General features: G+C 57.2%; 14 protein-coding genes, 1 tRNA gene and 1 rRNA gene. 15 read left to right on the plus strand and 1 reads right to left on the minus strand.

Features of this window, described 5'->3' with window-relative positions; all coding sequences use genetic code 11:
• The 13 genes from FE782_RS20910 to glnA all read left to right on the plus strand — a co-directional run.
• Positions 1 to 143, plus strand: a 23S ribosomal RNA gene (locus FE782_RS20910); the annotation flags it as partial.
• Between the two features lie 58 nt (positions 144 to 201).
• A tRNA-Gly gene (locus tag FE782_RS20915) sits at positions 202 to 276 on the plus strand.
• A gap of 108 nt (positions 277 to 384) precedes the next feature.
• Complete coding sequence (locus tag FE782_RS20920) at positions 385 to 1,362, plus strand: Gfo/Idh/MocA family protein (RefSeq protein WP_202914578.1); 978 nt, start codon at positions 385 to 387, stop codon at positions 1,360 to 1,362.
• 106 nt (positions 1,363 to 1,468) lie between these two features.
• Positions 1,469 to 2,170: a response regulator transcription factor gene (locus FE782_RS20925; protein ID WP_138196264.1), complete on the plus strand. Its 702-nt coding sequence runs from the start codon at positions 1,469 to 1,471 to the stop codon at positions 2,168 to 2,170.
• A 68-nt stretch (positions 2,171 to 2,238) separates the two neighbouring features.
• Positions 2,239 to 2,961 carry a response regulator gene (locus tag FE782_RS20930; RefSeq protein ID WP_138196266.1) on the plus strand — a complete coding sequence of 241 codons (723 nt, stop codon included), beginning with the start codon at positions 2,239 to 2,241 and terminating at the stop codon, positions 2,959 to 2,961.
• Positions 2,958 to 4,043 (plus strand): hypothetical protein, encoded by a 1,086-nt coding sequence (locus FE782_RS20935; RefSeq protein ID WP_138196268.1) that lies wholly within the window; start codon positions 2,958 to 2,960, stop codon positions 4,041 to 4,043. The genes FE782_RS20930 and FE782_RS20935 overlap by 4 nt, the downstream gene beginning before the upstream one ends.
• Positions 4,024 to 5,475, plus strand: a complete 1,452-nt coding sequence (locus FE782_RS20940) for a glycosyltransferase family 2 protein (RefSeq protein WP_138196269.1) — start codon at positions 4,024 to 4,026, stop codon at positions 5,473 to 5,475. The genes FE782_RS20935 and FE782_RS20940 overlap by 20 nt, the downstream gene beginning before the upstream one ends.
• A gap of 14 nt (positions 5,476 to 5,489) precedes the next feature.
• Complete coding sequence (locus FE782_RS33135) at positions 5,490 to 5,618, plus strand: hypothetical protein (RefSeq protein ID WP_274388740.1); 129 nt, start codon at positions 5,490 to 5,492, stop codon at positions 5,616 to 5,618.
• A gap of 104 nt (positions 5,619 to 5,722) precedes the next feature.
• A complete protein-coding gene (locus tag FE782_RS20945) occupies positions 5,723 to 6,370 on the plus strand; it encodes an HD domain-containing protein (RefSeq protein ID WP_138196271.1) in 648 nt (215 codons plus the stop codon).
• 133 nt (positions 6,371 to 6,503) lie between these two features.
• Positions 6,504 to 7,784: a GTPase HflX gene (gene hflX, locus FE782_RS20950; RefSeq protein ID WP_138196273.1), complete on the plus strand. Its 1,281-nt coding sequence runs from the start codon at positions 6,504 to 6,506 to the stop codon at positions 7,782 to 7,784.
• A gap of 36 nt (positions 7,785 to 7,820) precedes the next feature.
• A complete protein-coding gene (locus FE782_RS20955; RefSeq protein ID WP_138196275.1) occupies positions 7,821 to 9,074 on the plus strand; it encodes a methionine gamma-lyase family protein in 1,254 nt (417 codons plus the stop codon).
• Positions 9,075 to 9,171: 97 nt separating this feature from the next.
• Positions 9,172 to 9,582, plus strand: a complete 411-nt coding sequence (locus FE782_RS20960) for a MerR family transcriptional regulator (RefSeq protein WP_138196277.1) — start codon at positions 9,172 to 9,174, stop codon at positions 9,580 to 9,582.
• An 80-nt stretch (positions 9,583 to 9,662) separates the two neighbouring features.
• Entirely contained in the window at positions 9,663 to 10,991 is a 1,329-nt protein-coding gene (gene glnA, locus FE782_RS20965; protein WP_138196279.1) for a type I glutamate--ammonia ligase, read from the plus strand.
• Between the two features lie 216 nt (positions 10,992 to 11,207).
• Here glnA and lexA read toward each other — a convergent pair whose 3' ends face one another.
• Complete coding sequence (lexA, locus tag FE782_RS20970; protein ID WP_138196281.1) at positions 11,208 to 11,828, minus strand: transcriptional repressor LexA; 621 nt, start codon at positions 11,826 to 11,828, stop codon at positions 11,208 to 11,210.
• Positions 11,829 to 12,182: 354 nt separating this feature from the next.
• On the opposite strand from lexA, the gene FE782_RS20975 reads away from it, so the two are divergent.
• Together FE782_RS20975 and FE782_RS20980 are read left to right on the plus strand one after the other, a co-directional pair.
• Complete coding sequence (locus FE782_RS20975) at positions 12,183 to 12,548, plus strand: LysM peptidoglycan-binding domain-containing protein (RefSeq protein WP_138196283.1); 366 nt, start codon at positions 12,183 to 12,185, stop codon at positions 12,546 to 12,548.
• Between the two features lie 114 nt (positions 12,549 to 12,662).
• Entirely contained in the window at positions 12,663 to 12,848 is a 186-nt protein-coding gene (locus tag FE782_RS20980) for a DUF896 domain-containing protein (RefSeq protein WP_138196285.1), read from the plus strand.
• Positions 12,849 to 12,853: the final 5 nt, after the last annotated feature.

Here is a 12,853-nt window from a genome sequence, read left to right on the forward strand (position 1 = left end):
AAAGCATCTAAGCGTGAAGCCCCCCTCAAGATGAGATTTCCCTGCTTGAAGACCCCATGTAGACGACGTGGTTGATAGGTTCGGGGTGGAAGCGCGGCAACGCGTGGAGCTGACGAATACTAATCGGTCGAGGACTTATCCAACATATTCGGAGTGTACAATTGTTTCGCATCCAGTTTTCAGGGAGCAACCGCAATGTATGCGGACGTGGCTCAGTGGTAGAGCATCGCCTTGCCAAGGCGAGGGTCGTGGGTTCGAATCCCATCGTCCGCTCCAATACGAAATATCTAAACCTTGAATGGAGACATTCGAGGTTTTTTTGTTGTTTGGAGGGCGAGCCTCTGATACAATGAGCCGAGCGATAACAACGGAGGGAACCAAATTATGGATTTCATAAAGTGGGGCATTATCGGCTGCGGGAACGTAACGGAGGTCAAGAGCGGCCCCGCGCTGCAGAAGGCCGAAGGCTCCGCATTGGTTGCGGTCATGCGCCGGAACGGCGACTTGGCGCGCGATTACGCCGAACGGCACGGCGTGCCGAGATGGTACGACGACGCGGACCGCTTAATCGAAGATCCGGAGGTCGATGCCGTATATGTGGCCACGCCTCCTTCGTCCCACATGGAATATGTATTGAAAGCGGCTAAGGCCGGCAAGCCGGTATACGTCGAGAAGCCGATGGCGATGAACGAAGCGGAATGCAGAACGATGGTCGAAGCGTGCGAAGCGGCGAACGTTCCTTTATTCGTGGCCTACTATCGGAGGAAGCAGCCCCGTTTTCTCAAAGTGAAGGAACTCATCGAACAAGGGGCGATCGGAGAAGTTCGCACCGTAACGACGGTCCAGTTCGCGCCGCCGCCGAAATCGGACGCAAGGGAATCTTGGAGGCTGCAGCCGGAGATCGGGGGCGGGGGGCTTTTTCCCGACTTGGCCAGTCATTCGCTCGATCTGCTCGATTATTTGCTGGGTCCCATCGGAAGCGTCTCCGGACATGCGACGAACCAAGGCAGACGTTATGCGGCAGAGGATACGGTAACGGCTTCCTATGTGTTCGAATCCGGAGCGCACGGCGTAGGCTCGTGGTGTTTCGAGGCAGGGGTCGCGGAAGACCGGAACGAAATCGTCGGCACCCGCGGGAAGATCGAGTATGCCACGTTCCGTAACGATCCCATTCGACTGACGACGCCAGCCGGGACGGAGGAGTGGAGGATCGAACAACCGATGCACGTCCAACAACCTCTGATCCAAAGCATCGTAGACGAGTTGAGAGGGATAGGAGGGACTTCCCCCAGCACGGGCCGCACGGCCTTGCGCACGAATCGCGTGATGGACGCGATTCTAGCATCCTATTATCGAAAGTAAAGAAAACTGAGAATTATCGGTCCATGGCAACTGGTTGCTGCAAGAATAAATTGATATACTATTATCTGGTTACCTACTATTTCATAAAGGAAGACTTTCTTTGCCAATGGACAAGCCCTTAATACTATTGGTGGATGACGACCGCGCGGTTAAACATCTGCTGTCGGAGACGCTGGAAATCGAAGGCTACCTTGTGATGACGGCCGGGAACGGCATTGATGCGCTTACATTGATCGGCGAGTATACTTTCGATCTCATTCTGCTCGATATTATGATGCCCGGGATGGACGGTCTCGAGGTGTGCCAACGAATCCGGGATCAATATCCAGGGCCGATCGTGCTGATCAGCGGCAGAGATCGGAACGCGGATAAGGTGATCGGACTTAGCGTCGGCGCCGACGATTACATCACGAAGCCGTTCGAAATCGAAGAAGTCGTCTCTCGCGTGAAGGCGCACCTTCGCAGAGAGCAGCGCTCCCGATCGGCACGGAAGTCGACGGATGCCGTCATGTCCTTCGACAACGGCGCCTTACTCATTCATAAGGACACCTTCGAGGTGTACTTGAATCAAGAACGCGTGGAGCTCTCCACGAAGGAATTCCAGATTTTGTCGTATTTGGCCGAGCAGGAAGGCCGCGTCGTCTCGAGAGAAGAAGTGTATGAATCGATCTGGGGCGGGCAGGATTCCGGGGATATTCACACGGTAACGGTTCATATTAAGAATCTAAGGTCGAAGATCGATACCCAGAACCGGTACATCAAGACCGTGTGGGGATCCGGTTACAAGTTCGCCGGCGACAAAGACTGATATTCGCCTCGTTCTCTATTCTTTAGCCGAGGATAGGGGATGGGGTGTCTTTATATTCGGGAGGCGTTATGAGTAAGTATATCGAGATGTTCATTCAACAATTCGGCCAGCGCATCCGCGACTTGCTCCAGCGGGACGCTTCGGTTTCCGAGGAAGAGCTTTATCGGCTCGTTCACACGGCCAAGGGAACGGCCGGAACCGTCGGATTGCCCGAGTGGTCGACGATCGCGGGCGAATTGTTGGCGTTGCTGAGCGAGGACGGCAGTAGAACGTTCACGGTAGCGGAAGCGGAGCTGCTGTTGGCGCCGTTGCTGCATGCGGCGAGCGGAAGCGTCGTCGCCGCGACGATGGAAGCGAAGGAGATCGCCCCGGCCGCTGCCGAAGCGGTTCGTGTGGAAGGACCTTGGAAGATCGCCGTGGTGGACGACGATCCGATCCTTCGCACGATGCTTGGCCGCCGATTGTCTCGACTGATCAGCGATTTCGACGAAGTCAATATTAAGCTTTATGAGGACGGAGATGCGTTCTTGGCCGACGAATGGCATAAGAACGAGGAGCCTTGTCTCATCGTATTGGATCGGAATATGCCGCGGCTCAACGGAATGGAAGTGCTTCGCCAAATTCGGCAACACGACCCGAAGCGTAGATATAGCATATTAATGCTGACCGGCATCGAAGACGACTTGGAGGTTGCGAAGGCGTTGGAGGCCGGTGTCGACGACTACGTGACGAAACCGTTCGGCATGGCCGAGCTGGAAGCCCGCGTTCGCAAGATGCTGCAGAAGCGATGAGCTCCGCTCCTTTCCTTATCGTCGGGACGCTTAGCGTCGTCGTTGCCGCGACGGTGCTTGGATTGTACGGCTACTTAGTATACGCGAAGACGCGATATGCCAGGGCGAGCCGATTCGTCGCGGAACGGCTCGAAACGGCCGAATACGGCTTGCAGCGCTCCGTGGAGTCCGCCGGTTCGATCGCGGATCTCGCGGCGCTCGCTCGCAAATATCCGCTTTGGCGTTCGTTGATCCAGGAGTTCTGCGCGAAGCGAATCCGGCTGGGCGGCACGCGCGAAGAAATCGAGCGCATTCGGTCATTGGTCCGGGCCAGCTTCGCGGAAAATTATCGCTCGCGGCTGACCGGAAGACGCTGGAGCGATCGAGTGAACGCCATGATCTACATCGGCTTGTTCCGGTTGGACGAATTTTGGCCCGAATTGGCGTGGGCGGCCGTCGACGAACGGAGAACGGAAGCGGAGCGGCTGCTCGCCCATCGGACGCTTGCGGCGCTGCAGCGCCCGGAAGCGATCGACCTGTTGGAGACGCGGGCGAAGGGGATGACCGATCACCATATCCGGCACGTATTCATGCCGCTCGATCCGAGTCTCTTGCAGCTGTGCATCGAGAAATTCGACGCCTTCGCGCCATGGGTGAGGAACAATCTGCTGGACGTGCTGCGCATACGTAATCTGCGGGACGAGCGGACGCTCCATCTGTTCGAGCGAGCGTCCGTCTCCGACGAGGCGGAACAGCGCGTGCGCGCGTTGAAAGGGATCGCCAACTTCGGATACATCGGTCCGGAGGCGGAAGCCGCCTTCATCGAACGAGCCTCGAATTGGGAGCGGATGCCCCGGTCCGAGAAGCTGATGGCCGCAAGATTGATGGGAGCCGTGCCCAATGACGTCTATCCGGCGTTGCTGGAGTCGATGTTAGGCGACGTGAATTATTCGGTGCGGCAGCAAGCGATGGCGTCGTTAATGGAATATCCCGGCCGGAAGGCGAGATTGGAGCGGCTGCTGCATACGCATCCGGACCGGTACGCGCGCGATCTGGCGCATGAAATGATGGAGAGATACGGTTATGAGCGACAGCTGGCTTGAATGGATCGCGTGGACGATAGAACGCGCTTCGGTGGTTGTGTTTTGGTACGTGTTGGCCGTGTTGGCGTTTTATTTGCTGCAGCTCGTCATCGCGATGCGCAAATTGCTTAGAGAGCATAAGGTCGTAGCTCTTCAATACGACGAGGTGCAATTTTCCGCATTCACTCCTCCCTTATCCATCTTAGTCCCCGCGTACAACGAGGAGTTGAACGTGGTGGACAGCGTACGATCCTTGCTCGGCATTAATTACAGCGTCTTCGAAATCATCGTCGTGAACGACGGCTCGAAGGACCGAACGGTCGACGTGCTGGTCGAACAATTCGATATGTTCGAGTTGAAGAACAAAGTCCAGTGGTCCGGTTTGAAAACGAAGACGAAGCCTGTACGGAGGGTGTTTTCCTCCCGGAAACATCCGAACCTCGTATTGATCGATAAGGAAAACGGGGGCAAAGCCGACGCGCTGAACGCCGGCATCAACTTCTCGCAGTATCCGTATTTCGTCTCGCTCGACGGCGACACGGTGCTGGATCCCAACGCGTTCGTCCGCGTCATGAAACCGATCCTGGAGGCGAGGCCGGGCGAAGAAATTATCGCGAGCGGAGGCAGCATCGGCATCGTGAACGGCAGCGAGGTGGTCGGCGGTCACCTAGGGGAATCGGATATTCGGTTATCGCGAAATCCGTTGGTCGTCATGCAGGTCATCGAATATTTGCGGGCGTTCCTTATGGGGCGCATCGGGCTCAGCGAAATGAAACTGCTGCTTATTATTTCGGGTGCTTTCGGGGTATTCCGCAAGGATTGGGTCATCGAGGCAGGAGGCTACGAGACGGGGACGATCGGCGAAGATATGGAGCTCGTCGTTCGGCTGCATCGGCTGATCCGGGAGAAGAAGAGCAAGGCTAGAATCGCCTACATCCCCGATCCCGTCTGTTGGACGGAGGCGCCCGAGACGCTGCAAGTGTTGAAGCGGCAGCGGACGCGGTGGCATCGCGGCCTATTCGAGAGCTTGTGGCGGCATCGGGGCATGCTGTTCAATCCGAAATACGGACGGATCGGGATGGCGGCGATGCCGTACTTCCTCATCGTCGAGCTGCTCGGTCCGCTATTGGAGATCGCGGGGTATGCGACGGTACTGCTCGGCTATTTTCTCGATGTGCTGAATGTGTCGTTCGTGATGGCGTATGCGCTGCTCATGGTGTTGTACGGTTCGCTGCTGTCGGCCGGAACGGTGCTGCTCGAGGAATGGAGCTTGCGGAAGTACAATCGGGTATCCGACGTTACGAAGCTGTTTCTGTATGCGTTGACGGAAAGCTTCTGGTACCGTCCGACGATGCTGTGGTACCGGCTGATCGGTCTGTTCGAAGCGCTCCGGGGCAAGAAGCACGGCTGGGGAGATATGGCCCGCCGCGGCATCTCGGTACATCGCAAATGAGAGGATTACGAACGATGCGTTCGATTCGGAACGCGCCCGGCTTCGTCTGGGCGCTGTTCGCTCTAGCGTTGTGCGCCTTGGCGCCATGGTTATGGTGGTTAGCGAAGCCGGCGATTCCGCTGCGCGCGGTCGTCGTCGAATAGACGGTTCCGTACCCCGACTGACGTAAAATCGTTTTACTGGAGAGTTTATGTATCGATGATGAAGGCGGTGCTGCGCGAGGCGGCGGCCGGAAGGAGCGAACGGGATGAGTAATATTACGGCGGAAGCGGAAATTTGGGCGAAGGAGAAGCTCGGCGGGGACAGCAGCGGACATGACTGGTGGCATATCGAGCGGGTGCGTCGTTTGGCGCTGCGCCTCGCCGCGGCGACGGGGGCGAACGCCTTCGTCTGCGAGATGGCGGCGCTGCTGCACGATCTGGCGGACGAGAAGCTGTTCGGCGACGAGGAAAGCTGCCTGCGAGACATTCGAAGCTGGCTGGCGGAGCGGAACGTCGCGGAATCGGATGCGGAGCATATCGTCGACATTATCGCGAATTTGGGCTTTAAGGGCGGCGGACGATCCGGCTTGACGACGCTCGAGGGGCGGGTCGTGCAGGACGCCGACAGGCTGGATGCGCTGGGCGCCGTCGGCATCGCCCGTACGTTCGCCTATTCCGGCTGGAAGGGGCAGCCGATGCACGATCCTTCGCTGCCGATACGAACGTCGATGACGGCGGAGGAATATCGGACGGGGAAGAGCAGCGCGTACAATCATTTTCACGAGAAGCTGTTGAAGCTGAAGGAGCTCTTGAACACGGACGAAGCCCGGCGGATCGCCGAGGATCGGCACCGGTACATGGAGTCGTTCCTTCGCCGCTTCGAAGCCGAATGGAACGGAACGGATGCGTGGTAAACTATAGACCTCTTCGCCGAAGGACGGCGGGAGGTCTTTCGTTTTTACCGGGGGAGGTTGTCAAGTGGAAATCGCTTCGGCAAGATGGTATGTTATGGGGGAGTATGGATTTCGGAAGGGGACCCTGACATAGATGAAAGCGAGTACGATGACGACGAGTACGGAGTTGGAGGATCGCGCGATTCTCGTTAGCCTCGTGACGGGCGACGAAACCGACGATCTCGTCCGCTATTCGATGGAAGAGCTCGTTCGGCTGGCGGAGACGGCCGGGGTCGAAGTGCTCGACACGGCGGTGCAGAAGCGCGAGAAGGCGGACAGCAAGTGGTTTATCGGGAAGGGGAAGGTCGAGGAGGTGCGCGACCGGCTCCGGGAATTGAACGGAACGACGGTCATCTTCAATCAAGAGCTCTCCGGCGGCCAAGTTCGAAATTTGGAGGAGTACTTAGACGCGAAGATCGTCGATCGGACGCAGCTTATCCTCGATATTTTCGCGCAGCGGGCGAAGACGAGAGAGGGCATTCTCCAGGTCGAGCTGGCGCAGCTCAGTTATTTGCTGCCCCGGTTGTCCGGACACGGGAAGAATTTGTCCCGGCTCGGGGGCGGCATCGGAACGAGAGGTCCCGGCGAGACGAAGCTGGAGACCGATCGCCGTCATATCCGTAACCGCATCACGGATTTGCGCAGGCAGCTCGACGAGGTGACGCGGCACCGGAAGCTGCATCGCGAGCGTCGGAAGAAGAGCGGCGTATACCAAGTGGCGTTAGTGGGGTATACGAATGCAGGGAAGTCGACGCTGCTCAATCGGATGACGAAATCGGACGTCTATGCGGAAAACAAGCTGTTCGCGACGCTCGATCCGACGTCCCGCAGCATGCCGCTGCCGTCCGTCGGCGAAGTCGTGTTGACGGATACGGTCGGCTTCATTCAGCAGCTGCCGCATGATCTCGTGGCCGCGTTTCGCGCGACGCTGGAAGAGGTGCTGGAGGCGGACTTGATCCTGCATGTCGTCGACGCTTCGTCTTCGATGCGCGAGGAGCATATCCGAGTCGTCGACGGCGTCTTGGAAGAGCTGGGCGCGCAAGGCAAAGAGACGGTCATGATTTACAACAAGATCGACTTGTGTACGCCGGGCGAACGGGAGATGATTCCGACGGGCGAGAATACGCTCGCGATCTCGGCGATGAACGACGATCACCTCGAGGCGTTGAAGGACGTTCTTGAGCGCCGCTTGATGGGGGAGGTCGTTACGATGCGATTCCCAATCGAGCGCGGGGACTTGATCGCGCTGGCCTACCGCGTCAGCGACGTTATGGAGTCGGAGACGGAGGAAGAAGCGGTCGTATTGACGGCCAAGCTGCAATCGAAGGCCTTTGCATTATCCGCGTCACGTTTGGAACCTTATATCGTAAAATAAGTCCTTTTACGGAATGTTGATGGGAGATTATCATACATGATGGAGTTACATCCAAGGCTTCAGGACGCCGTCGCAACGGCGGAACGGGTGGCGGAGCCGAGGTTACGGGACATCGATCGATTGATCGATGCGAATCAATGGAAGACGATTCAAGCGTTTCAGAAGTATAAGGTAAGCGATTTTCACTTCAGCGGTTCGACCGGCTACGGTTATAACGACCGCGGGCGGGAGACGTTGGACGAGGTGTACGCGGAGGTGTTCGGTGCGGAGGCCGGGTTGGTCCGGCCTCACTTCGCTTCGGGGACGCATACGATCGCTACCGCGTTGTTCGGCGTTCTCCGGCCCGGGGACGAGTTGCTGTTCATTACCGGATCGCCGTACGACACGCTGCATAAGGTCATCGGCGCGGAAGGAGACGGGACGGGCAGTCTCCGCGATTGGGGCGTTCGCTGCACGATCGTGCCGCTCGGGTCGGACGGTCGCGTCGATTGGGATGCGGTGGAGGAGGCATGGTCCCCTTCGGTGAAGGTCGTCGCGATGCAGCGGTCCCGCGGGTATGAGTGGCGCTCTTCGTTCACGGTGGAAGAGCTCGGCGAGATGACGCGCCGCGTCAAAGCGCTGAACCCGAACGTGATCGCTTTCCTCGACAATTGTTACGGAGAGTTCACGGAAACGCGGGAGCCGACCGAGGTCGGGGTCGATCTGATGGCAGGTTCCTTGATCAAGAACCCGGGGGGCGGACTCGCGCCGACGGGCGGATATATCGTAGGACGGAAGCGTCTTGTCGAATTGGCGGCCTATCGGTTGACGGCGCCGGGCATCGGCGCCGAAGTCGGCTCGATGCTGGGAACGACGCGGGCGATCTACCAAGGGCTGTTTCTCGCGCCGCACGCGGTCGGACAGGCGCTTAAGGGCGCCGTGTTCGCGGCGGCGCTGTTCGACGCGCTTGGCTTCGTCTCGAACCCGAAGTGGGACGATCCTCGCTCGGACATCATCCAAGCGGTACGATTCGACAAGGCGTCGCAGCTGATCGCCTTCGTGCAGAGCGTGCAGCGAGCCTCCGCGGTTGACGCTCACGTCGTGCCGGAGCCGTGGGATATGCCGGGCTACGAGCATCCGGTCATTATGGCGGCGGGTACGTTCATCCAAGGCGGAAGCCTGGAATTAAGCGCGGATGCGCCGATCCGAGAACCTTACACGGCCTATATGCAAGGCGGGTTGACCTTCTCTCATGTGAAAATAGGTGTCGTTTCCGCTGTACAACGGATGATGGAAGAAAGAATCTTGTAAATTTTTATAACATATAACCTAACATCAATTGACAAGTATCCGTCATTTCGTTTAAAATGTACAGTAGCACTTATAAACACTGGAAGGTTGATGTATAATGGGTGATGAAATTCGCCGAAATATGGCATTGTTTCCCATCGGAATCGTTATGAAGCTGACCGATTTGACGGCGAGACAAATCCGTTATTACGAACAGCATGAACTCATTATGCCGGCAAGAACTTCAGGGAACCAACGCCTATTCTCATTTAACGACGTGGAACGCCTGCTGGAGATTAAGTCCCTCATCGAGAAGGGCGTCAATATCGCGGGAATCAAGCAGGTGCTGTCCCCGGTCAACAAGGAGTCGGACGACGCGACGGTGCTTAACGAGCATACGGAGGTCAAGCGGCGCGAGCTGACCGACAAGCAGCTTCATAAGATGCTCAAGCAGCAGTTGCTCGGCGGAAACCGAAGAGGACAGGTGTCGCTCATTCAAGGCGAGCTGTCGAGGTTCTTCAATCCATAGAGGGAAGAAGACGTCGAAAGACGTTTTTCTTTTGACGATGCAAATCAGTCGCCGAACTATATTTGATGGGAGAGATCGCTTTGGGTTACACGAAAGACGATATTATGCGGATCGCGAAAGAAGAGAACGTGCGGTTCATCCGTTTGCAATTTACGGACTTGATGGGCATTATCAAGAACGTGGAAATTCCGGTCAGCCAGCTGGAGAAGGCGCTCGATAACAAGATGATGTTCGACGGTTCGTCCATCGAGGGTTACGTGCGGATCGAGGAATCCGATATGTACTTGTACCCGGACTTGGATACGTGGGTCATCTTCCCGTGGGTGACGGAAGACCGCGTCGCTCGTTTGATTTGCGATATTTACATGCCGGACGGCACGCCGTTCGCGGGCGACCCGCGAGGAATTCTGAAGCGTGCGCTTCGCGATGCGCAGGAGCTTGGTTTTACGGCGATGAACGTCGGTCCGGAACCGGAGTTCTTCTTGTTCAAGACGGACGAGAAGGGTAATCCGACGCTCGAGACGAACGACCAAGGCGGATACTTCGACCTCGCGCCTACGGACCTCGGCGAGAACTGCCGCCGCGAAATCGTGCTCGTGCTCGAAAAGATGGGCTTCGAAATCGAAGCGTCTCACCATGAGGTCGCTCCGGGTCAACACGAAATCGACTTCAAATATTCCGACGCGATTCATGCGGCCGACCAAATTCAGACGTTCAAGCTCGTCGTCAAGACGATCGCGCGCAAGTATAACTTGCACGCCTCGTTCATGCCGAAGCCGCTGTTCGGGATGAACGGCTCGGGCATGCACTGCCATCAGTCGTTGTTCCAAGGCGACACGAACGCGTTCTACGACGAGAGCGACCGCCTGGGCCTCAGCGCTACGGCTCGCCACTACATGGCCGGCGTACTGCGCCACGCTCGAGGCTTCGCGGCGATCACGAATCCGACGGTCAACTCGTATAAGCGTCTCGTTCCGGGATACGAAGCGCCGGTGTATGTGGCTTGGTCGGCGAGCAACCGCTCCCCGATGATCCGCATCCCGGCATCGCGCGGACTCAGCACGCGGGTCGAGGTGCGCAACCCGGATCCGGCGGCGAACCCGTATTTGGCGATGGCGGTCATGCTGGCGGCCGGTCTCGACGGCATTCGCAACAAGCTGTCGCTGCCTGCGCCGGTCGATCGGAACATCTACGTCATGAGCGAAGACGAACGGGAATCCGCGGGCATTCCGAGCCTGCCGGAAAACCTTAAGGAAGCGCTCGACGAGCTGCTTGGCAACGAAGTCGTGTGCGACGCGCTCGGCGATCACGCGCTCGCGCACTTCGTCGAGTTGAAGGAAATCGAGTGGGATATGTACCGGACCCAGGTGCATCAGTGGGAACGGGACCAGTACTTGGCGTTGTATTAAGTTGGATCGAGACCGACCGCGAGCGATCGCGGTCGGTTTTTTTGCGCAGCGGCTGCGTTCCGGTGCTGCCTCCCTCGTATACCGTCGCCAGACGTCGAAACGATCATCAAACAGCCCTGCACGGTGCACGCCGATGAGTGGGGGAAGTCCTATTACGCTTGATCCGAACTTGGAAGAACGAAAGAACCCGGCGCATGCTGCGCCGGGTTCTTGGTCTTAGTGAAGCTCGCGGAAGATGCCGATGACCTTGCCGAGAACGGTCACGTGATTGTAGCGAAGCGGCTCCATCGTCGGATTCTCCGGTTGAAGACGAATGTGGTCGCGCTCCTTGTAGAACGTCTTAACGGTAGCTTCGTCGTCTTCGGTCATCGCCACGACGATGTCGCCGTTGGATGCCGTCTGCTGTTGACGCACGATCACGTAATCGCCGTCGAAGATGCCGACGTCGATCATGCTTTCGCCGACGACGGAGAGCATGAACACTTCATCGTCGCGAACCATATGCGACGGAAGAGGGAAATATTCTTCGACGTTCTCGACGGCGGTAATCGGTTGGCCTGCGGTCACCTTGCCGACGAGCGGCACGCGGGATACCGCGAGGCGAACCATCTGACGTTCGTCTTCGTCGCCAAGCAGCTCGATGGCGCGAGGTTTCGTCGGGTCTCTGCGAATGAAGCCCTTCTTCTCGAGCCGGTCGAGATGGCCGTGAACGGTAGAACTGGACGCGAGGCCGACGGCTTCGCCGATCTCCCGTACGGAAGGCGGATAACCCTTCTCGCGAACTTCGCTTCTAATGAATTCGAGAATTGCTTGTTGCCGGTTCGACAGCTTCGTCAAGTTCGATCACTCCAAGGAATGGTAATTAATTACGAGAAGTATAACACAGAACCGGAGTTCGTACAAACATAAGTTCGAATCGACTTGAAAGGAAGTAGGACTTCGGAATGTCATTCGTACGGCAGGGGGGAGCGGAAGGAGATGGAAGACGCGATCGGCCGCAGCGATGGAGCGCCGCGTTCCCGATATAACGAAGCGCTTCATTAAAAGGCAACGGTTCGGACGGTGGATAAGCAAGGCGATACGAAGAATAGGAGAACAAAAGTTCTCAATTCCCGTTGACACAAACGGGTGTTCGTGTTATTTTGATATCAGAACAAATGTTTCGGAACAAACGTTTGGAGGACGATATCGATGAGAACGAACACATACAGACAGCGGAACGGCAAGCAACAAGCGAGAAAGAAGTTCTTCGTACGGATGATGATGTTTCTCGCGCTGATCGGATTCAGCGCTACGTCGGGCGTCATGCTTCACGCCAGCGCCAACCAAGAAGACAACTCTACCGCGGTGACGACGACCGCCGAATCGGCCGCCCAGGCGAGCGTTCTCGATACCGGTTCGATTCTATGCGTAGAACCGGGGGACACATTATGGAAGATCGCGAAGGCGTACGGTCCCGACGATGTCTCCGTGAAGTCGTACGTGCAGAGCATTATCGAAGCGAACGATCTGGATTCCGCCAGCCTTCAAGTGGGACAAGTGTTGCGACTCCCTTAATACGTAAAACAGATCGCCGCCTGCCGGATATTCGGCTGGCGGCGTTGTTCGTTTTCCGCCTTGACTTGCCTCTTCCTCCTATGTTTAAGTAATTGAAGAAAGGAGTAGGTCATCATGATATCCGGACGCGTGCAACGCATCAACGAGCTGGCGAGAAAGCAGAAATCCGTCGGACTGACGGCGGAGGAGAAACTGGAACAAGCCGAGTTGCGCAAACAATATATCGACAACTTGAAGGCCTCGCTCCGGCAGCAGCTGGATTCGATCGAATTCGTAGACGACGAAGAGAAGAAGGACTGAGACGT

The sequence above is a fragment of the Paenibacillus antri genome (genome assembly GCF_005765165.1).
GTDB lineage: Bacteria > Bacillota > Bacilli > Paenibacillales > YIM-B00363 > Paenibacillus_AE > Paenibacillus_AE antri.